The sequence below is a fragment of the Flavobacterium sp. genome (assembly GCF_043760115.1).
Classification (GTDB): domain Bacteria; phylum Bacteroidota; class Bacteroidia; order Flavobacteriales; family Flavobacteriaceae; genus Flavobacterium.
The window spans coordinates 33313-55805 of sequence record NZ_JAYUPK010000065.1 but is presented as its reverse complement, the minus strand read 5'-3'; the positions used below and the strand labels follow the sequence as shown (position 1 = coordinate 55805).

General features: G+C 29.7%; 19 protein-coding genes. 9 read left to right on the top strand and 10 right to left on the bottom strand.

Annotated features, from left to right (window positions below; all coding sequences use genetic code 11):
- The 3 genes from asnB to mdh form a co-directional block, all read left to right on the top strand.
- Positions 1-1508: asparagine synthase B (gene asnB / locus ACH2BC_RS05590; RefSeq protein WP_395053001.1), on the top strand; the 1508-nt coding region annotated here is incomplete at its 5' end.
- Positions 1509-2150: 642 nt separating this feature from the next.
- The gene (gene gyrB / locus ACH2BC_RS05585; protein WP_395053000.1) at positions 2151-4091 is read left to right on the top strand and encodes a DNA topoisomerase (ATP-hydrolyzing) subunit B; all 1941 of its coding nucleotides are present in this window, start codon (positions 2151-2153) and stop codon (positions 4089-4091) included.
- 97 nt (positions 4092-4188) lie between these two features.
- A complete protein-coding gene (mdh, locus tag ACH2BC_RS05580) occupies positions 4189-5121 on the top strand; it encodes a malate dehydrogenase (RefSeq protein WP_395052999.1) in 933 nt (310 codons plus the stop codon).
- 928 nt (positions 5122-6049) lie between these two features.
- Here the strand turns inward: mdh and ACH2BC_RS05575 are convergent.
- The 8 genes from ACH2BC_RS05575 to ACH2BC_RS05540 form a co-directional block, all read right to left on the bottom strand.
- Entirely contained in the window at positions 6050-6778 is a 729-nt protein-coding gene (locus ACH2BC_RS05575; RefSeq protein WP_395052998.1) for a hypothetical protein, read from the bottom strand.
- A 3-nt stretch (positions 6779-6781) separates the two neighbouring features.
- Positions 6782-7279 carry a hypothetical protein gene (locus ACH2BC_RS05570; protein WP_395052997.1) on the bottom strand — a complete coding sequence of 166 codons (498 nt, stop codon included), beginning with the start codon at positions 7277-7279 and terminating at the stop codon, positions 6782-6784.
- Between the two features lie 289 nt (positions 7280-7568).
- Positions 7569-7973, bottom strand: coding sequence for a hypothetical protein (locus ACH2BC_RS05565; RefSeq protein WP_395052996.1), 405 nt, complete (start codon positions 7971-7973; stop codon positions 7569-7571).
- 171 nt (positions 7974-8144) lie between these two features.
- Positions 8145-8597, bottom strand: a complete 453-nt coding sequence (locus ACH2BC_RS05560; RefSeq protein ID WP_395052995.1) for a hypothetical protein — start codon at positions 8595-8597, stop codon at positions 8145-8147.
- 300 nt (positions 8598-8897) lie between these two features.
- The gene (locus ACH2BC_RS05555) at positions 8898-10064 is read right to left on the bottom strand and encodes a hypothetical protein (protein ID WP_395052994.1); all 1167 of its coding nucleotides are present in this window, start codon (positions 10062-10064) and stop codon (positions 8898-8900) included.
- Between the two features lie 135 nt (positions 10065-10199).
- A complete protein-coding gene (locus tag ACH2BC_RS05550; protein WP_395052993.1) occupies positions 10200-10967 on the bottom strand; it encodes a carboxypeptidase-like regulatory domain-containing protein in 768 nt (255 codons plus the stop codon).
- A gap of 175 nt (positions 10968-11142) precedes the next feature.
- The gene (locus tag ACH2BC_RS05545; protein ID WP_395052992.1) at positions 11143-13122 is read right to left on the bottom strand and encodes a DEAD/DEAH box helicase; all 1980 of its coding nucleotides are present in this window, start codon (positions 13120-13122) and stop codon (positions 11143-11145) included.
- A gap of 182 nt (positions 13123-13304) precedes the next feature.
- Positions 13305-13880, bottom strand: a complete 576-nt coding sequence (locus ACH2BC_RS05540) for a non-canonical purine NTP diphosphatase (RefSeq protein ID WP_395052991.1) — start codon at positions 13878-13880, stop codon at positions 13305-13307.
- Between the two features lie 67 nt (positions 13881-13947).
- On the opposite strand from ACH2BC_RS05540, the gene ACH2BC_RS05535 reads away from it, so the two are divergent.
- The 3 genes from ACH2BC_RS05535 (at position 13948) to ACH2BC_RS05525 (ending at position 18201) form a co-directional block, all read left to right on the top strand.
- A complete protein-coding gene (locus ACH2BC_RS05535; protein ID WP_395052990.1) occupies positions 13948-16314 on the top strand; it encodes a 7TM diverse intracellular signaling domain-containing protein in 2367 nt (788 codons plus the stop codon).
- 71 nt (positions 16315-16385) lie between these two features.
- Positions 16386-17651, top strand: a complete 1266-nt coding sequence (locus tag ACH2BC_RS05530) for an aminotransferase class I/II-fold pyridoxal phosphate-dependent enzyme (RefSeq protein WP_395052989.1) — start codon at positions 16386-16388, stop codon at positions 17649-17651.
- A gap of 85 nt (positions 17652-17736) precedes the next feature.
- Positions 17737-18201, top strand: a complete 465-nt coding sequence (locus ACH2BC_RS05525) for a hypothetical protein (RefSeq protein WP_395052988.1) — start codon at positions 17737-17739, stop codon at positions 18199-18201.
- Between the two features lie 46 nt (positions 18202-18247).
- On the opposite strand, the gene nth is transcribed toward ACH2BC_RS05525, so the two are convergent.
- Complete coding sequence (gene nth, locus ACH2BC_RS05520) at positions 18248-18898, bottom strand: endonuclease III domain-containing protein (protein ID WP_395052987.1); 651 nt, start codon at positions 18896-18898, stop codon at positions 18248-18250.
- Between the two features lie 277 nt (positions 18899-19175).
- On the opposite strand from nth, the gene ACH2BC_RS05515 reads away from it, so the two are divergent.
- Complete coding sequence (locus ACH2BC_RS05515) at positions 19176-19919, top strand: hypothetical protein (RefSeq protein ID WP_395052986.1); 744 nt, start codon at positions 19176-19178, stop codon at positions 19917-19919.
- A gap of 103 nt (positions 19920-20022) precedes the next feature.
- Positions 20023-20475, top strand: coding sequence for a thioredoxin-dependent thiol peroxidase (gene bcp, locus ACH2BC_RS05510; RefSeq protein WP_395052985.1), 453 nt, complete (start codon positions 20023-20025; stop codon positions 20473-20475).
- Between the two features lies 1 nt (position 20476).
- Here the strand turns inward: bcp and ACH2BC_RS05505 are convergent, their stop codons facing one another.
- The gene (locus ACH2BC_RS05505; RefSeq protein WP_395052984.1) at positions 20477-21049 is read right to left on the bottom strand and encodes a pentapeptide repeat-containing protein; all 573 of its coding nucleotides are present in this window, start codon (positions 21047-21049) and stop codon (positions 20477-20479) included.
- 107 nt (positions 21050-21156) lie between these two features.
- On the opposite strand from ACH2BC_RS05505, the gene ACH2BC_RS05500 reads away from it, so the two are divergent.
- Complete coding sequence (locus ACH2BC_RS05500; protein ID WP_395052983.1) at positions 21157-22275, top strand: VWA domain-containing protein; 1119 nt, start codon at positions 21157-21159, stop codon at positions 22273-22275.
- The last annotated feature ends 218 nt before the right edge of the window (positions 22276-22493 follow it).

Genomic DNA, 22493 nt, shown 5'->3' with positions numbered 1-22493 from the left:
CAACAAACGGTCATATTTTAAGCCACGAACGTTTATCAATTATCGATTTACATTCTGGTAAACAACCAATAAAAGGAACAACTTCTGCCTATATGGTTCATAACGGTGAAATTTACAATCATCAAGAATTACGAGACGGAATTCTAAAAGACCATACCTTTAAAACAAAATCCGATTCAGAAGTTATAGTTCATCTGTACGAAGAATTCAAATATGATTTTCTTCATCATTTAGATGGCGATTTTGCTTTTGTAGTTGTAGATGGCGATGATTTTATTGCTGGTCGTGATCCGCTTGGCGTAAAACCATTATATTATGGAATGGACGAAAGAGGAAGAACTTATTTCGCCTCAGAAATGAAACCCATATCAGATCAATGCAAAACATTTTCAACATTTCCTCCAGGACATTATTATACAGCAGAAACAGGATTTGTAAAATACTATAAACCAGAATATGAAGATTTTACAAAATGCGATAAAGAACTAAATTTAACCGCAATTAGAGAAGCATTGACAGAAGCTACTCGTAAACGATTAATGAGCGATGTTCCCATTGGAGTTTTACTTTCTGGTGGATTAGATTCATCGTTAACATCATCAATTGCAGCACGTTTATTAAAAGAAAAAGGCAAAGAATTACATTCGTTTTCAATAGGTTTAAATGAAGATGCTCCAGATGCAAAAGCAGCTAGAAAAGTAGCCGAATTTTTAGGCACAAATCACCACGAAGTACATTTTACAATAGAACAAGGAATAGAAATTCTAGACAAATTAGTTTGGCATTTAGAAACCTACGATGTAACCTCAATTCGCGCCAGCACACCAATGTATTTCTTGTCTAAAGCAATTACCGATATGGGAATTAAAGTAGTACTTTCTGGCGAAGGTGCAGACGAAATTTTTGGAGGATATCTTTATTTTAGAAACGCACCATCAACCGAAGATTTTACCAAAGAAACCATCGAAAGAGTACAAAAATTATTTACTGCCGATTTACTTCGTGCAGATAAATCAACTATGGCTCACGGTCTAGAAGCTAGAGTTCCGTTTCTTGACAAAGCATTTCTTGATGTTTCAATGAAAATAAAAGGAGAAGAAAAATTGCCAAAAACCTACGACGGAAAAGAAAAATACATCCTTAGAAAAGCATTCGACACACCAGACAATCCATACCTTCCAGACGAAGTTTTGTGGCGTCAAAAAGAACAATTTTCAGATGGCGTTGGTTACAACTGGATAGACCAATTAATAGAATATTGCTCCTCTAAAGTTACAGATGAACAACTTGAAAATGCAGCTATAGAATTTCCATATAATTCACCAACAACCAAAGAAGCTTACTTTTACAGAACCATTTTTCACAAATATTATCCACAACTTAGCGCAGCACAAACCGTTAGAAAATGGATACCAAAATGGCAAGAAAATCAAGATCCATCAGGTAGAGCAAACTCGGCACACGTTCAAGCCGATGTAGAAATCGCCAAAGCCACAATAGTTGCATAATTTAAAGTTACTATTAAAGTTTAGTTTGTTTGTTCAATCTGAACTAGATTCAGATTCTCTAACGTTTGTCAGCAATGGCAAGCGTTTTTTGTTAGTCATTGCGAGGCACGAAGCAATCTCATATTAATTAATTTTCAAGCAGCATAATATTAATTTCTCTAGAAGCAATTTCCAGCTTTACATTACAAGTTTTCACAATTAAACACTATTTTTCTAAGCCATAAAACGTGCTTCCGTTGGTCGCAGTTTTCTGTCAAGAAAAAGTAGCATTTAATTGTAAAAAGCTTTCCATTTCACTCTGGGCTAGACCAATCACTAGTGGTAATTAATAAATCACTAGTTCAGTAAAATCTAGTATGTACAATAAATATATTGATTTAAATCTCTCCAATTTCAAAATCAATTAAAGAGAATCTTCCATATTAAATTTTACCATATAAAAGTTAAAAATCTGTGTAAATCAGTAAAGATCCGTAAAATCCGTGGCAAAAAATTAAAAAACACATCGCTTTTAAAACTCAAAAACCAATATCAACAAATGTTAATAACTTACCATTCAAAACCGCTTAAAACACTTTAAAATCACTTCCGTTTTTATATATTTGCGTGTTAGACAAAATTCATACCAACGATACAAATTTTATGAGCGACGAGATTAAAAAAAATAATTATTCAGCCGATAGTATTCAAGCATTAGAAGGAATGGAGCACGTAAGAATGCGTCCATCAATGTACATCGGTGATACTGGAGTTAGAGGTTTACATCATCTTGTATATGAAGTAGTTGACAACTCAATTGATGAAGCACTTGCAGGTCATTGTGATACCATTTCACTTTTTATTAACGAAGATAATTCCATTACAGTTGAAGACAATGGTCGTGGTATTCCAGTTGATATGCACAAAAAAGAAGGAGTTTCTGCTCTAGAAGTAGTAATGACTAAAATTGGTGCAGGAGGAAAATTTGACAAAGATTCATACAAAGTTTCTGGTGGACTTCATGGAGTTGGAGTTTCTTGTGTAAACGCACTTTCCAATCACCTTCGTGCAACTGTTTTTAGAGACGGAAAAATCTACGAACAAGAGTACGAAAAAGGAAAAGCAATGTATCCAGTTAAGCAAATTGGCGAAAGCACAAAGCGCGGAACAATGGTTACTTTTCTTCCAGACAATACTATTTTTACACAATCAACCGAGTATAATTACGATACTATTGCAGGTAGAATGAGAGAATTGTCGTTCCTTAATAAAGGAATAACAATTACACTTACAGACAAACGCGATGTTAACGATAAAGGTGAATTTGCTTCAGAAGTTTTTCATTCAACCGAAGGATTAAAAGAGTTTGTTCGCTTTTTAGATAAAGGTCGTGAGGCAATTATTTCTCACGTAATTAGCATGGAGCACGAAAAAGGAGAAGTTCCTGTTGAGGTTGCTTTAATATACAATACAAGTTACTCAGAAAATATTTTTTCTTACGTAAATAATATCAATACACACGAAGGTGGAACGCACTTGCAAGGATTCCGTATGGGATTAACGCGTACACTTAAAAAATATGCTGACGCTTCTGGATTATTAGAAAAATTAAAATTTGAAATTTCTGGAGACGATTTCCGTGAAGGTTTAACAGCAATTATATCAGTAAAAGTTCAAGAACCACAATTCGAAGGACAAACTAAAACCAAGTTAGGAAATAGAGAAGTAGTTTCTCCAGTATCTCAAGCAGTTTCTGAAATGTTAGAAAACTACCTTGAAGAAAATCCTAACGATGCTAGAATTATTGTTCAAAAAGTGATTTTGGCTGCACAAGCACGTCACGCTGCAAAAAAAGCACGTGAAATGGTACAGCGTAAAACCGTACTTGGCGGTGGTGGTTTACCAGGAAAATTATCAGATTGTTCAGAGCAAGATCCAGCAAAATGTGAAGTCTATTTAGTCGAAGGAGACTCGGCTGGTGGAACAGCAAAACAAGGTCGCGATAGAGCATTTCAAGCTATTTTACCATTAAGAGGAAAAATATTGAATGTAGAAAAAGCAATGCACCACAAGGTTTTTGAAAATGAAGAAATTAGAAATATATTTACAGCACTTGGTGTAACAATTGGTACAGAAGAAGATTCTAAAGCATTAAATTTAGAAAAATTGCGTTACCATAAAGTAATTATTATGTGTGATGCCGATGTCGATGGAAGTCACATTTCTACATTAATTCTAACATTTTTCTTTAGATTTATGCGTGAATTAATTGAAGGCGGACACATTTACATCGCTGCGCCACCTCTATATTTAGTAAAAAAAGGAAATAAAAAAGAATACGCTTGGAACGACGATCAACGTGATATTGCTAATGAAAGAATGGGTGGAAGCGCTGCAATTCAACGTTATAAAGGTCTTGGAGAAATGAATGCAGAGCAATTGTGGGAAACGACAATGGATCCTTCTTTTAGAACTTTACGTCAAGTAACAATTGATAGTCTTGCAGAAGCAGACAGAGTTTTCTCAATGTTAATGGGAGATGAAGTACCACCAAGAAGAGAATTTATTGAAAAAAATGCAGTTTATGCTAAAATTGATGCGTAAGTAAAAGTTTATTGTTTTTGGTTTATAGTTTTTAGTTAACAAAAAACAATAAACCAAAAACTACAAACCATAAACATAACTATAAAATTATTATAAAATGAAAGTTACCATTGTAGGAGCAGGAAACGTAGGCGCAACTTGTGCTGACGCTATTGCTTATAGAAGAATTACAAGCGAAATTGTATTGCTAGACATTAGAGAAGGATTTGCAGAAGGAAAAGCATTAGATATTATGCAAACCCAAACCACACTTGGATTTAATACTAAAGTGGTTGGTGTTACTAATGATTATGCTAGAACAGCAGGAAGTGATGTTGTAGTTATAACGTCTGGTATTCCAAGAAAACCCGGAATGACACGTGAAGAGTTAATAAGCATTAATGCCGGAATTGTAAAATCGGTAGCAGAAAGTTTGTTGCAACATTCGCCTAATGCAATTGTTGTTGTAGTTTCTAACCCAATGGATACAATGACTTACTTAACATTAAAAGCTACAGGTTTACCTAAAAACAGAATAATAGGTATGGGTGGAACGCTAGACAGTTCTAGATTTAAAACCTATTTATCGCAAGCATTAGACAAACCAGCCAATGATATTTCTGGAATGGTAATTGGTGGTCATGGAGACACTACAATGATTCCGTTAACGCGTTTGGCAACTTATAATGGTGTTCCAGTTTCACAATTTTTATCGCAAGAACAACTTGATAAAGTAGCTGCAGATACTATGGTTGGTGGCGCAACTTTAACAGCATTACTTGGTACTTCTGCTTGGTATGCACCTGGAGCTTCGGTTGCTTATTTGGTAGATAGTATTTTAAACGATCAAAAGAAATTAATTCCTTGCTCAGTCTTTGTAGAAGGCGAATATGGGCAAAATGATATTTGCATTGGTGTACCTTGTATTATAGGTAAAAATGGTGTAGAAGAAATTGTTGATATCAAACTAAACGATGTTGAAAAAGCGTTGTTTGCTAAAAGTGCCGATGCTGTAAGAAGTATGAACGATGCCTTGAAATCGGTTTTATAAAAAAACTATTAATTTATATTTAAAAAGACTGCAATTTTTGTGGTCTTTTTTTATCTATAATGGTTTTATACAATTATTTTTTTTTTTTGGATAAATTTTCTTGCGAAATGTAAACTTGAATTTATTACAAAATTCACAATCTTGCCAAAAGCATTATAGAAGCTGGCTTTTATGATAAATTTCATTAATTTTCAATCTAATGACGTCATTCATATTTTAAATTAATCGTTGCTTTCAGAAATCAATTTATAAGAACAATAGAACAATGTTGACGCCAATAAATAAATTGCAATTAGTGAAAGGCCATAATTGTTATTTTCAGGAAATACAATATCGCCTAAATTATTTGAGTAATTCTTGTATTTATTTTCCAAAAAAGTAATTGGCGATATTGTTAATATTATACCAAGAATTAAAAATAGTTTTGATAAATTTTTTTTGTTGTATTGAATCATTAGTTTTTTTTATTTCAATTATTTAATTTTGAATGGTTTTTTATATGCATGCTTATCACAATTTAATAATTTTCCATCTTAAAAGCTTAAGCTAAATTCTTGTATTCTCCAAATCGGCTACGAGCTTGCTGCTAACTTATCAACAGACGCAATAATCAATTTATAAGCACCTCCAAATATAAAAAAAATCCTCAACCGTATTTACAATTAAGGATTAAAATTATTATAGCTAATTTTTATTTCTTTTTTAACACCTTGTATTCTTCATAACATTGACTTTTTGCATCAAGAATTTGCAAGTCATTGTCGGTCTGTATAAACGCATCAGAGTAACTATAATTTGATAGAATTTCTACAATTTCTAACACCAATTGGCAATTATCTCAAGAGGATATTTTAGAAAAAAGGTTGCTTTGGGCAAAGAATACTATTAAAGATATAAAGAGGATTGAGGAACGGTATTTCGCTGAAAATTAATATAATACTTGACTTTTAAATTGAATATCGGTTATTAAACTTGGATTTAATTCATATCTATAAAGTCCGTTATTGCCAATAGCAAAAAGTGAGTTTTCTTTTATAATTAAATCAAAACAATTTTTTTCGATAGTATTTACCAAAACTGGCTCATTTGGATTAGTAATATTGAATATTTTGATAACATCATCACACACAAAAAGATAGTTATTATAAAGTGCTAAACCTTTAGGATAAGTTAAATTTCTAGAATGAATTAATATTGGATTGTTTAAATTCGTTGTATTGTAAACTTGTAAAACATTTAGATTATTTCCACAAAAAGTACCAGAATGTAGTGTTACAAATGAATGTGTAGCATTTGCAACAACTGGATCACAAGAAGTAAAATGTTGCGCACTAGATAATTGAACAGGATTTTCTGGATTTTCTAAGGAGTAAATAAACATTCCGTTTCTTGAACCAATAAATAAATATTGATCATAAAAGAATAATGTTTCAATATTAAATCCAACTTCAACTTCGTTTACACTAACAGGAACTGATGAATTTAATAACGAAAAAACATTTAATTTAGAATTATCAACCGCATAAAGATAGTTTCCTTTTAGTGCAAATATTGCCAAAGAACCGCCTTGACCATCACTAGTTGATGAATTAGCTTTATCAGTGGAACAACTTGTTATCAATAAAATAAATACAAATAATGATATAATTTTTTTCATAATTTAGTTGTTAGGAATCCAATTTATAATTATCTGATCATTTGATCCATTGCCATTAAAACCTTGTGGAGAAAGTTTTTGAGGAAAAGCATTTTGAATTCTGTTGGTAACTAAAATAGAATTAGTAGAAACATTATAATTTACACTGACTAAATCTACTGCTTGATTAACATATAAAATACTATTTCGAATTGCCAAATCTGTTGCTCCAGGAAAGTTTATGTAACCTATTGCGATAGGATTAGAAGGATTGGAATAATTATATATTTGAAAACCTTTATTTACATCGTTAACAAACATTACATCATCTTTTATGTAAATTTTTCCAGAATTGATAGTTGTTTTTGGATTTTCTAATACAATCGAACTTTCTAATTGAGCTCTTGTTAAATATACAGGTTTATAATTATTAGGTAGCGTTTCTATTGGTTCAGGACGAAAAATACAACTTGTAAAAAGCTGCATAATAATTGCAAAATATAGAATGTATTTTTTATCCATTTTTATTTTTTCCTAAGATGAAAAATTATTGAAATGGTTGCGTTGGAATTTGTTAAAGTTTTAAATATGTTTTTTTAAAAAGAGTTTAATTTTTTTTTAATTGCTCCAAATGGCTGTGCTTGTTGCACAACTAAATAAATCTGCTAAAATTGATTTTGTATAAATAAAAAAACAAATTGTATTTGAAAATCAGATAGTTATATTTTTAATAAATTACTAAAACTAATTTTTTTGAAAATTTTTAGTTGTACAACAAGCATTGCTGTTGGCGGTAGTTTTCGTTCTAAATTTAGTCACTTTCATTTTTAAATCTTTCTGCCCATTTTGGATTTAATTGAAATAAAGTAAACTCAACTTTCCTTTTCAAAATTGTAGATGAACTTTTTTTCCACTTCGAGTTATTGATAAACATCCATGCGGTTGACCGGAAAATGAAATATAAAACTTCGCTTTTATCTTTGGTTTTAAATATTATCTTTGTTTCAAATTCTTCAATGTTTTGATAATCTTCGACAAAGTAATAATCAGGATTAACGCAAATAGCTTGAAGAATATAATATTCATCCTCGATTGATAAGAATGGTAAACAATCTTTATTCTCCTTTTCGTTTGGCAAATATTCAGATAAGCTACTACCAAATTTAGCCGCAATCTCTTCCATGTTTAGCTTCAAAGTTTGATAATTTTCTGGCATTGTCTTAATGTCTAGTTTTTGGTTTACGGTTCTCGAGAAAATTACGACTAACTCATAAACAGTCACAACAATCAATTCAAAAACATCACCAAATATAAAAAAATCCTTAACCGTATTTACAATTAAGGATTAAAATTATTATTTCTTAAAACCGCTATAAGCTGCTGTCTTTTATTTACATAAAGAATTATAAATCACAATCATTTTTGTAAACTCTTCATAACTGCTATCAAAATCTCCATTATATTCTGAATTAAAAGCATCACACTGTTTTAGATAGGGAATTATGTATTTTTTTCGGTCTCTACTTTTTCTTATGTCATAAAAAGTACCATCTGGCATTTTAATAAAAAATTTAGTTATAGAAGAATTTGTATTAACTCCACCCATAAAACCAGTGCCCATATTGTTAACACTCATTCCGTTATAATAGTAGTTTACTTTTAATTTGCCATCTACAACACGTCTTGCCCACTTTACATAGCTTTTAGGTTTATTAGCTTTTTGAGGGATTTTATCAATTACATTACCATTCATGTAAAATGATGTTACGTCAGTTAAGTTTTTCTTTCCCTTTAATTCGACAGTTTTACCTTCCATATCTGTGTAGTCTATACTTGACAAGTAGCTTTGAATAGTGAGGCTGTAATTTAATTGCTTTGCATATATAGTATCTGTGCCACGAACGAAATAAAAAACTTTATTCTGTGCAAAGGAACTTAAACAGCAAAAAATAGACATCAATAAAATTTTTTTCATAAATTTAAGATTTAGATTATAATTGCAAATATATTATTTAAATAATTACTTTTAATTTTGAATAGTCATTATTTTGAAATATAATACTACAACATATGCTATCAACCTATTTCAGGAAATGTCATTTATTTAGTTGTGCAACAAGTACCACTGTTAGGGGTAACTTTATTTTTTTCTATTTAAAATGATTTTTATAACTTTACTTATTGTTTTGTTGGATTGTTGTAATTTAATAGCTATTTTTTTGTGTATGCCAATTTCCCATGGTTCTTCTGGTAAAAGCTTCTCAACTTCATCAATTAATTCGTCACTAATTTCAACTTTTGGTTTTGGTTGTATATGAATTTTTTCCTTTTTTGGGAAATTAGGAATAATATAGTCATCATAAAGTATTTGAAAAAATTTCAAATTTTGATTTGTTTTCGATGTTTTTTTGAAAACATTTATAAAGTCTTTAATTTTATTTTTTTCTGAACATATTTTTACTTCAATAAAATTATCAAATAAAATTCTTTTTTCTAATAAAATATCTTTAAATGTAACTAATTCATCATTACACCAAAATGTATAATTATCATTAATTAAATCTAAATTTTCAGATTTTAGTTGAAATGAAAACCAAATCGTTCTGTTATCAATTTGTTTTTCATCAATTTGTTTTATGCTTTGCAAATATTTCAAAGTGTTTTTATTTACAATTTCTGCAAAGATTTTTATATCATCAATTGCGTTTGTAATATATTCATGACTTATTGAAACACCTAATTTGTCAGTATCATATTTTTTTCTATATTGTTTATCTGTTTTTCCAAGATTGTAAACGTGTAAATGTCTTCTATCATGATATTCAATAATTCTTTCTTTTGACGGAAAAAAAGAATTCAAATCTAGGTTAAATTTAGTTTTATAATATTTGATGATTTTATCAAATCCACCACTAGATAATTGTCTGCATTCTTTGTTAATAATTTTAGTAAAAATTTCTGTCAAAGATTTATATGATAAAAGCTCTTGATGTTGAAACTCAATTATATTATTGGTTCGAAATGGTTGTTTAGTTTCAGTAAAAATAAATTTAATATTGTCAATTAAATACTGTTCAAGTATTGAAATAGGTTTTATTAATAATAATTCTTTGAAATCAAATGAAAGAGTATTTATATTTGATTCAAAATCTTTTAGATTTTTAACTATACAATTTTCTATAGTACTTTCTATTTCCCAACTTGTTTTTTTTATTAGCCTTGTTTGTTCATATGCTATTAATGTAGAATTGTAGAGATTCAATAAATCTTCTATTTCATTTGTAAATATTTTATAAGCAATTTTCAAGATATTTCGTGTTTTTTAGAAACAATTACTGCCAACTCATAACCAGTCACAATAATCAATTCAAAAGTATCTCCAAATATAAAAAAATCCTTAACCGTTTTTACAATTAAGGATTAAAATTAGTATTTCTAATAATTATTTCTTTTTCAACACCTTATATTCTTCATAACATTGACTTATTGCATCAAGAATTTGCAAGTCATTGGCGGTTTGAATAAAAGCTTCGGAGTAACTGCAATGGGTTAAAATCTCTGCAATTTCTTTTTTGTCAATTCCTAAAAGTGCGGCTATGGTTTCTCTATCAAATTTGGTTTCTAATAAATTTCTAACCGTATCGTCTTTTTTCATTTCTTTTAATCGCTTCAATTCTTTAGGTTTTTTTCCAAAGAAATTATAAAGCATATCTGCCGGATTAAAAATAGAATTCATAACTCTAGAAAATGCATTGGGCGATTTATCGCCACCTTCATAAGCATTGGGCAAACCAGAAATGCTGTATCTATAATTCTCTTGCTCTGGAATTAGTTTGGTATCAACTTCTAAATATCCGGTAAGTTTGTATTTTCTAATTATAACTTCTTCTAGTGCAATTGCTTTTTCTGTAAGTTGAATTTTAGCGTCGCCATTTTTTATCCAGTCATTTGTAACCTTTACTTTAATAGATTGATAACCTATCATAGTAATGTGCAAAGTATCAGTTGCATCAGCATCAATTTCAAAATATCCGCTTGTATTAGAAACGGTTCCTTTTACTTTATTAACATTTATAATATTTACGTTTGATAACGGATTTAAAGTGTTTCCATTAACAATTGTTCCTTTCACTTTTGTTTGAAATGAAACTCCTTGTCCTAACGAAATGGTAATGGTAAAAAAAAGTAAAAATGCTATACTATATTTCATCTTATTATTTGAAGGTTTAAAAGTAAAAAACTCTAAATGATATTTTGTTGCTTTTTTAAATTATTATAAGAAAATTAACAAATCAAAATTAGAATTTTATAATCTAAATAAAAAAAACACTAATCTTGATTTTGCAAAATTAGTGTTTTTAATAGTATAATTTTCAAGTTAAAATTTAACTTCTTCTTGGTCTTTTTGGTCTGTCTTCAGATGAATTACTTGAAGAACGTTCTTCACCATTGGCAGTAAAAGGTCTTGATTCTCTTTGAGCTGAACCTGGTTCTCTTCTTGGAGATGCACCTCTATCGCTTCCAAATCTGTTTTCTCTTGGAGCCGAATTTCTATCACTTCTAAAACCGCCTTCTCTTGGAGCTGCGTTTCTATCACTTCTAAATCCACCTTCTCTTGGAGCAGAATTTCTGTCGCTTCTAAAACCTCCAGAACCAGAACTTCTTTCGTTTCCACCTCTAAATCCGCCAGAACTTCTTCCGCCAAAACTTCCACCAGAACCTCTGTTGTTGTGATCGCGTCTTCCGCCACCATCGTTTTTAGAAATTTCTACATTAATACGTCTTCCTTCTAGTTGAACATTATTCAACACTTCCATTACTTTATCAGTATGTTCTGGATCAGTATTAAAGAAAGAAAATCCTTCTTTTACATCTACTTTAAAGACATCATCACGACCTAAATCTAATGTTTCTTTTAAATAATCTTTTAATGACATCCAATCGAAATTGTCTCTAGAACCAATATTTACAAAATAGCGAACTGCTCCACCATTATTGTTTTCTCTTGGTTCTCTATCGTCACGTCTTTCAGAACCTGATGATTGAGAAGATAAATCTCTAGTTTTCTTGTAATAATTAATAAATCTATTAAATTCTACAGAAACCATTTTTTTGATCAACTCTTCTTTAGATAAACTTTCCAATACATTATTAATTGCTGGAAGGTAATTGTCAATTTCGTGATCTACTTCGGTATCTTTAATTTTGTTTGCCAAATGCAGTAATTGTATTTCGCAAATTTCTATTCCAGACGGAATTGTTTTTTCTTCAAATTTTTGCTTAATAATTCTTTCAATTGAAGAAATTTTACGCAATTCACTTTTAGTAACAATTACAATAGAAGTTCCTAATTTTCCTGCTCTACCAGTTCTTCCAGAACGGTGATTGTAGGTTTCAATTTCGTCTGGCAATTGATAATTTACTACGTGAGTAATGTTATCAACATCAATTCCACGAGCTGCAACATCTGTAGCAACAAGCATTTGAATTTGTCTTCCTCTAAACGATTTCATAACGCCATCACGTTGTGCTTGAGATAAATCTCCGTGCAATGCTGCTGCGCTATAACCGTCTTCAATTAATTTTTCGGCAACGGCTTGTGTATCACGTTTTGTTCTACAAAAAATTACCGAGAAAATATCTGGATTACAATCTGCCAATCGTTTCAATGCTTCGTATCTATCACGAGCATTTACTAAATAATATTCGTGAGAAACTGTAGCCGAACCTGAATTTTTAGCTCCAACTGTAATTTCTACTGGATCGTGCATAAATTGTTTTGCAATTCTAGCGACTTCTGCTGGCATAGTTGCTGAGAACAACCATGTACTTTTTTCATCTGGTGTTGTTGAAAGTATGTTTACGATGTCTTCGTAAAAACCCATATTCAACATTTCGTCTGCTTCGTCTAGAATACAGTAATTAATTTGAGAAATATTTACTAATCCTCTATTAATCATATCTTGCATTCTTCCTGGAGTTGCCACAATTACTTGTGCACCTCTTTTAATGTCTCTAGCTTGCTCTGTAATACTAGCTCCACCGTAAACTGCTACCACATTAATACCTTTTTCGTATTTAGAGTAGTTTTTAATTTCGTTGGTAATCTGTAAGCAAAGTTCGCGAGTAGGAGATAAAATTAACGCCTGTGTATTTCTATTGTTGGCATCAATTTTCTGAATAACTGGAAAACCAAAAGCTGCCGTTTTCCCTGTCCCAGTTTGAGCCAACGCAACTAAATCAATGTCTTTTTCCAATAAGAGAGGTATCGCTTTCTCCTGTACTTCGGTCGGATTCTCAAATCCTAGATCTAAAATCGCCTTCAGTAACGATTCACTCAATCCTAATTGTTCAAATTTATTCATATAATATTTTAAATATTTTGCAAAAGTACGGCAAATTATTGTTAATAACTAATGATAAATTGAGATTTGGCTTTTTATTAATCTTTGATTTTCAGATTATTACGTTTTTAATTTAATAATAAGGAATTTTTAATTAATGATTTAACGTCGTTTAAAGTCAATAATAGCTTTAAAATTCAAAATTATAAGTTATTTAAATAGGTTATTAATTGTTTTACTGCAATTCCGCGATGGCTAATTCTAGCTTTTTCTTCAATTTCAAATTGCCCAAAAGTTATATCACAATTATTTGGTTTAAATAGTGGATCGTATCCAAAACCATTAGTACCGATTTTTTCTTTTGTAATTATTCCATCAATTATTCCTGTAAATAAAGTCTGTTTACCATCTAAATTTAAAGCAATTACTGTTTTAAAATTGGCTTTTCTGTTGGTTACAAATTCTAATTTTGCTAATAATTTATCCATATTATCAGCATCATTTCTTTGTTCGCCAGCATATCTTGCAGAATGTACTCCAGGTTTTCCATTTAAAATTTCTACTTCAAGTCCAGAATCGTCTGCGAAGCAATTGTGACCATATTTAGTAGTTACATAATTGGCTTTTAAAATTGCATTTCCTTCTATTGTTGAAGCATTTTCCTCAATTTCTTCAAAGCAACCAATATCTTCTAGACTTAAAATTGTTATTGAATTAGGTAAAAGAAGTTGAATTTCTTTTATTTTGTTTTTATTATTTGAAGCAAAAACTAATTCCATATTTATTTGTTAAACCAAAGTTAAATTTTTTACGTATGTTTATATTCCCAATCTTAATTAAACCTAAATGAAAAATTTTTACTCACATTTTTTAGTAACAATTTTGTGTCTGTTTTTTTCAAATTTTCTTTATTCACAGTTTGAAATAAATAATAATAGTGAATTTGACGAAAAATCACTTCATACTTTCACAAAAATAATAAATTTAAAACAAGAAAATCTTTCAATAAACGATATTTTAAAAATTTCTGATAAAAAGTTTAAGAATTTAACTTCTGAAAATACCGATTTAGGATTTACAAATGACAATTATTGGCTAAAATTTTCTGTTAAAAATAATTCTATTCAAAAACAAAAGTATTTTATAGAAACATCTAGACCGATTGTAGATTATGCAGCTTTTTATAAAGTTTCAAATAATTATGTTGTAGAAATACAAAAAAGTGGCGATCATATTCCTTTTAACCAGAAAAGTGTAAATCATAGAAAAACCATTTTTAAGCTAAACTTAAATCCTAGCGAATTTTCAGAATATTACATCCATTTAAAAAGCGATGGCGAAGTTATAAATGCTCCAATACTTATTAGAACCACAGAAAATTTAATAGATAATACAGCTTTTGAACAAATTGTATTTGGCTTTTTTTATGGTATTTTATTGATTACAAGTATTTTATATTTTTTCTTTCATTATGCAATGAAAGAAAAAGTTTTTTTGTTTTACAGTTTGTATGTAGTACTAATTGGGTTGTTGCAATTTTCTTTAGATGGCTATTTTCATCAGTATGTTTTGCCAAATGCTGGTTGGTTTTCAGACAAGTCAGTTTTAATTTTCGCTATTTTTTCTGCTATATTTCTTGGAAATTATGCTCAAGATTTTTTACATGTTAAAAAAGTAAATAAAAATTTAGATTATGCTTTTAATGCGTTATACATTTTACTTTCAATACTGTTTTTAATAATTGTTTTTTTACCTTTTTATTTTCAATATTGTTATCCTGCAATGAATGTTTTTGGGTTGTTTTTATTAATACTTATAGTTTCATCAATGGTTCAAATTTATGTAAAACTTAAACAATTTTATTTATTTTTTACATTAGGTATTTTCTTTTTAATATTAGGTTTTGTAGTTTTTATATTAAAGAATTTCAGTATTTTACCTTATAATTTTATTACAGAAAACAGTTCTAAATTAGGCACTGGAGTTGAAGTAATTTTTCTTTCACTTTCTATGGCAAGTTTAATTAAAAAACTGAAAGAAGATAGAGAAAGTTCTCAAGAATTAGCACTTCAAAAATCGGAAGAAATGAACGAGTTAAAATCTTATTTTTTATCAAATATTAGTCACGAATTGCGAACTCCATTAAATACAATTATGAATTTAATTGAACTAATAAATGGTGAAACAGATAGCAATGCTATTCAAAAAAAGTGTGAAATAATTAAATATTCATCTCAAAGTTTATTGAGTTCTGTTAACGATATCTTAGACTTTTCTAAAATTGAAAAAGACGAAATAGTCTTAGAAGAACTAGAATATGATGCACATAAATTATTTGAAGAAATTAAAAATAATTTTGCACAAAGAGCTAAGGAACAAGAAATTGATTTTCAGTTTTCTCAAGCAATAAATGTTCCTAAAATTATAAAAGGTGATTGTAGTAGAGTGCATCAAATTTTGACAAATATTCTTAATAATGCTTTTAAGTTTACTACAGATGGAATTATTAAATTTAAAATAGAATGCAAAGAAATTGACAGTGATAGTGTAGCATTAAATTTTATAATATCAGATACAGGAATTGGAATTCCTAAATCTAAAATAAATTCTATTTTTGATTCTTTTTCTCAATATAGTATTAATAATAAACGAAAATATGGTGGTTTAGGTCTTGGGTTATATATTGTAAAAGCTTTGGTAGATTTACACAAAGGTAAAATAGAAATGGACAGTATTGTAAATCAAGGAACGGTTTGTAAAGTATCATTTTCTGTAATAAAAGTAAAAGAACAAGAAATTATTGAGGTTGTATCAGAAGTAAATTATGATTTAAAAGGAAAACATATTTTGGTGGTAGAAGACAATGCTATGAACCAAATGGTAATTAAAATGATCACTAAAAAATGGTTAAATACAACTTTAGATTATGCTATAAACGGTCAAGAAGCTTTAAATTTAATGACTACAAATAGATATGATTTGATTTTAATGGATTTGCAAATGCCAATTATGGATGGTTATGAAGCCACAATAGCCATACGAAACGGAAATTGTGGCATAAATGATAGGAACATTCCAATAATTGCAGTTACTGCCGATGTTATGGAAACTACAAAAAATCGAGTAAAAGAAATTGGTATGAATCTTTATCTTTCGAAACCAATTAATAAAGAATTACTTTACAACTCTATAAAAGAGTTAATTTTAAAATAATGCATAGTAATTATTATGAATCAATTAAATTTATAATTACTTTTGCCACGTTTTAAAAACACTATTTTATTATGGTAAAAGATTTATTCGAAAGAATTCAAAACAATAAAGGTCCACTGGGAAAATGGGCTTCGCAAGCCGAAGGTTATTTTGTTTTTCCTAAACTTGAAGGAGAACTTGGACCAAGAATGCAATTTCACGGAAAAAATATTTTAAACTGGAGTTTGAACGACTATTTAGGTCTTGCCAATCATCCAGAAGTTAGAAAAGCAGATACTGATGCGGCAATTCAATATGGCGCAGCATATCCAATGGGCGCAAGAATGATGAGTGGTCACACTGATGCTCACGAACAACTTGAAAATGAATTGGCTGCTTTTGTAATGAAAGAATCTGCCTATTTATTAAACTTTGGTTATCAAGGAATTATGTCAACAATTGACGCATTAGTTACTAAAAATGATATTATTGTTTATGATGTAGATGCGCACGCTTGTATTATTGATGGTGTACGTTTGCACATGGGAAAACGCTTTACATACCGTCATAATGATTTAGAAAGTATGGAAAAAAACCTGCAACGTGCTACTAAAATGGCAACAGAAACTGGTGGCGGAATACTTTTTATTACCGAAGGAGTTTTTGGAATGCGAGGTCAGCAAGGAAAATTAAAAGAAATTGTTGCTTTAAAACAAAAATATAATTTTAGATTACTTGTAGACGATGCTCACGGTTTTGGAACCTTAGGAAAAACTGGTGCTGGCGCAGGTGAAGAACAAGGTGTTCAAGATGATATTGATGTTTATTTCTCAACATTTGCAAAATCCATGGCAAGTATTGGTGCTTTTATTGCTGCCGATAAAGAAATTATAGATTATTTAAAATACAATCTTCGTTCTCAAATGTTTGCTAAATCGTTACCAATGATTCAAACACTTGGCGCTTTAAAACGTTTAGAATTATTAAAAAATCATCCAGAATTAAAAGATAAACTTTGGGAAAACGTAAATGCATTACAAAATGGTTTGCGCCAAAGAAATTTTAATATTGGCGATACAAATACTTGTGTAACACCAGTTTATTTAGAAGGAAGTGTACCAGAAGCAATGATTATGGTAAACGATTTAAGAGAAAATTATGGTATTTTCTTGTCAATTGTAATTTATCCTGTAATTCCTAAAGGTATAATTTTACTTAGAATGATTCCTACAACTTCACACACAATTGATGATATTAATGAAACACTAACAGCATTTGAAGCAATTAGAGAAAAATTAGTAAACGGAACTTATAAAGAAATTGCAGACAAAACTACTGTAGATATGGATGCAGTGTAAGGAAATTCAATTGTAAAAAAGTTAAATCAAAATCCAATTTCAATTAGAAGTTGGATTTTTTTGTAGTTTTATAAAAACCAAAATTATGAAAAACAGAATCATTATTTTATCATTAGTAAGTAGTGCATTTTTTTCTTGTAAAAAAGTAGATGTAAGTGTTACAAAAAAGGTTACAGAAGAAAAAGAAATTTCTATAAATAATAGTATAACAGAATGTTATGAATACATTAAAAACAAAGACACAATAAAGGCGCAATTGGTAGTAAATGATACAATTGTTTCTGGCGATTTAAATTATAAATTATTTCAAAAAGACAAAAACACAGGTAAAATTGCAGGAACTTTAAGCGGAGATACAATTTTTGCAGATTATACTTTTATGTCTGAAGGAATAGAATCTGTTAGACAAGTAGCATTTTTAAGAAAAAATAAAACACTAGTTGAAGGTTATGGAGAGAGTAAAGAAATCAAAGGAAAATTAGTTTTTCAAGACACTAAAAAGTTAAATTTCACTTCAAGTTTAGTACTAACCGAAGTAACTTGTAATTAAAAAAAACACCTAAATAAAAACACTTTTTAAACTTTAAAAAGTGTTTTTATTTTTTATAATACGCTTTCAAAACTTCTTTTCTACCAATAGTTTTTGTAATAATATCATTATCTAAATTCCAACCTCTTGCAGGCGAATATTCTCTTCCATACCATATAATCTGAAGATGCAAATCGTTCCAAACATCCATAGGAAATATTTTTTTAGCATCTTTTTCGGTTTCAGTAACATTCTTGCCTGACGTTAAATTCCATCGATACATCAATCTATGAATGTGCGTATCAACAGGAAACGCAGGAAAACCAAATGCCTGACTCATAACTACACTTGCCGTTTTATGACCAACAGCAGGAAACGATTCTAAAGCTTCAAAACTCTTAGGTACAATTCCGTCATATTTATCAATTAAAATGTGCGACAAACCGTGTATTCCTTTACTTTTCATTGGCGATAATCCACAAGGTCTAATAATTTCCTTAATCTCTTCCACACTCATTTTCACCATATCATACGGATTATCCGCTTTGGCAAACAACATTGGCGTAACCAAATTCACTCGCACATCAGTACATTGCGCAGACAACAAAACCGCAATCAATAAAGTATATGGATCTTTGTGATCTAGCGGAATTGGAATAGTAGGATACAATTCTTTTAACGTATTTATAACAAATGTTGCACGCTCTTTTTTGGTCATTTCTTTAAATTTGAATACATTTATGCTGTAAAAATACTAGAAATATTTTAATATGCCACATCCAGCTTTCCGTTTCAAGTTTTATTGAGCAAAGCAGTTTTTGTGTGCACTAAAAAGAGCTTCTTGCGGTCGCTTTTTTAGCACAACAAAAAACTAGCTTTCCTTCAATAAAAGCTTTCCACTTCAATCTGGGGCAAAGTTAAGTGCAAAATTGGAGGTACGAGATTAGAAATACGAAGTTGTATTTCAAATTAAAAGAAAATTAAAGTAAAAAAAAATGAAAAATAATTTATTAAAAGTAGCTTTATTATTTTTTGGGTCATTAATTTTTTTGTTTGGTTGCAATCAAACAAAAAAATCAAATGCTAAAAGTTTTAAAAAAGCGACAGTAGAAAATAATTTTAAACTTAATAAAGTAGCTGATACAAGCAAGTTAGAAACCATATATAACGATGGTAGAATTACAGCAGTTAGAAATGTTAAATATTATGGTTATCTTGTAAGAGATTCAAAACCATTTGGAAATACAAAACTAGGATTAACAACTGTTATTACTGAATGGAATAAATATGATGCCAACGTCGCAACTGCACAAAGTTCATTTATTGAAAAGGCGTTATTTTTAGAAGAAACAGAAAAGAAACAAATGATAGAAAATGGGTTTGAACCATCAAACAGTACAATGGTTGGTGCTGACGAAGAAACAAATAGACGAATCAAAGAACCATCTATAAGATATTGGGCAGTTGCAAGCAAGATGTTTGAAAAAGAATTTAAAAATCTTAAAAAAGCAGATGGCATTTCTAACCGAGACACAACCTATGTAACCTTTGATTTTATAACTACTAATGGATTTTATACTGTTCAAGAGAAGAAAAGTGAACTCGAAAATGGCAAATCAATTTGGAGTAATTTATTTAAAGAATCGAAATTCTTAAACACTGAAATGGCAAGAGTGCAAAATGAATCACAAAAAGATGCAGAAAAAAGATATAATGCAAGTCAGTTAAAAAAGAAATAAACAAAAAAACAATAATTCAAAAACAACAAACCAAAAACAACAAACCAAAAACAAAAAACAATAAACAATAAATCACAAACAACAAACCATAAATAATTAAAAAATGACAAACTTAAAAAAAGGAGATAAAGCACCAAACTTTTCAGGAATAGATCAAGATAACAAATCGCACAAACTAGAAGATTACAAAGGAAAAAAGTTAGTAGTTTTCTTTTATCCAAAAGCAAATACTCCAGGTTGCACTGCCGAAGCTTGCGATTTAAGCGATAATTATGAACGTTTTCAAGCCAATAATTATGAATTACTTGGCGTAAGCGCAGACAATGCCAAAGCGCAAGGAAAATTTAAAGACAAGTTCAGTTTTCCATTTCCATTATTGGCAGACGAAGATAAATCTGTGATAAATGCATTTGGGGTTTGGGGACCAAAAAAGTTTATGGGAAAAGAATACGATGGAATTCACAGAACAACTTTCATAATAAACGAAAACGGAATTATAGATGAAGTAATTTCAGATGTAAAAACCAAAACTCATGCAAGTCAAATATTAGGATAAATTATTTTACCACAATATCATATTTCATCAACAAACCTTTTAAACCTTCAACAGAGAATTGCGCTTTTTTAAGTTTGTTTTTCTCAGGATCGATTGTGTAATTGTAGCTTGTAGAAAAATCGGCTTTGTTGGCAATTGTTCCTTCAAAAACCGCTAATCGTAAATTACAATTATCAAAAATAACTTCTGTTAAATCACTTTCCATAAAATCTACCGAAACCATACTGCAATTTAAAAACTGCATTTTTTTAAGTTTCAGTTTATAGAATTTTGCATAGTCTAAAAGGCAATCTTTAAAACGAAACTCATATATAACTTGATCTGTCATTGCAAAATTAACATTAGTAAAATTACATTTGGTAAAAAAAGCACCACGAAGTGAAACATAATTTATTTTAGTATCGTTAAAATTACAATCAAAAAAATTACAATCTATAAAGGTAACTGCCATAAAATCACACTGAGTAAAATCGCAATTTCTAAACACACAGTTTTCAAAATCTTTGTATTTAATATCAATTTCTTCAAAATTTTTATCTGTAATTTCTTCGTCTAAGATGTAATCTGCGCTCATTTTTTGGTTTTAAAAATGTAAAATTACTCATTTGATTCGTTACTTTAACTAAAAATTAATATTCGTTTTCTAGGAACACCACAATTTTAATACTAATTTTATAATCTATGGAAATGAACACAAAAAAAGGATTTTTCTTCAAGCAATACGAAGCGCCATTTCAATCGCCATTTGACAAACTTTTTGAGATTTTCAAAGAATTAATTACGCATACATCAGGCGATTTTGATGAAGCAATAGATTGGTTACGTCAATTGGATGTAGAATATAAACTTACAGATGCCGATTATACTATTGATGACTTTATTGAAGATTTAAAGAAAAAAGGATACATCCGCGAAGAACTAAAAGAGGATGGAACATCTGGAACTGGCATAACTGCAAAAACAGAAAGAGCAATTCGTCAACAAGCATTGGATCAAATTTTTGGGAATCTTAAAAAATCAGGAAGCGGTAATCACAAAACTAAATATTCTGGTGCTGGCGATGAACAAACTGGCGAATTTAGAAACTACCATTTTGGCGACAGCTTAGAAAGTATTTCACTTACTGAAAGTTTGCGTAATGCTCAAATCAATAATGGTACAGAAGAATTTATGCTCACCGAAAATGATTTGGTTGTAGAAGATGCACAATTCAAATCCCAAATGAGTACGGTTTTAATGATAGACATCAGCCACAGTATGATTTTGTATGGTGAAGATAGAATTACACCAGCCAAAAAAGTGGCAATGGCATTAGCAGAGTTAATTACTACAAGATATCCAAAAGATACTATCGATATTCTGGTTTTTGGTAATGATGCTTGGCCAATCGCAATTAAAGATTTGCCCTATTTAAAAGTTGGACCTTATCATACCAATACAGTTGCAGGTTTGCAATTGGCAATGGATATTTTGAGAAGAAAACGGAATACCAATAAGCAAATTTTTATGATTACCGACGGTAAACCAAGTTGCGTTCGTGAAAAAGATGGAACGTATTATATGAACAGCAATGGTTTGGACGAATATATTGTAGAACAGTGTTATAATCAAGCGCAACAAGCAAGAAAGTTACACATTCCGATAACAACATTTATGATTGCCAACGATCCATATTTGCAAAAATTTGTAAATAGATTTACCGAAGCCAATCAAGGAAAAGCATTTTATACTGGCTTAAAAGGTTTGGGAGAAATGATTTTTGAAGATTATGAAACGAATAGGAAGAAGAAGATTAAATAGTTTCGAGTTTTGGGTTTCTAGTTTTAACTATTTAAGAAGAAAAAATTTTACGAATCCGGAGGATTCAAATGTTTATAGATTCAAATGTTTATAAAAAAAAAAGAATAACGAATCCAGCGAATTCAAATGTTTATAGATTCAAATGTTCATAAAAAAACAAGAATAACGAATCCAGCGGATTCACATATTTATAAAAAAACAACGATAAAACAACAATA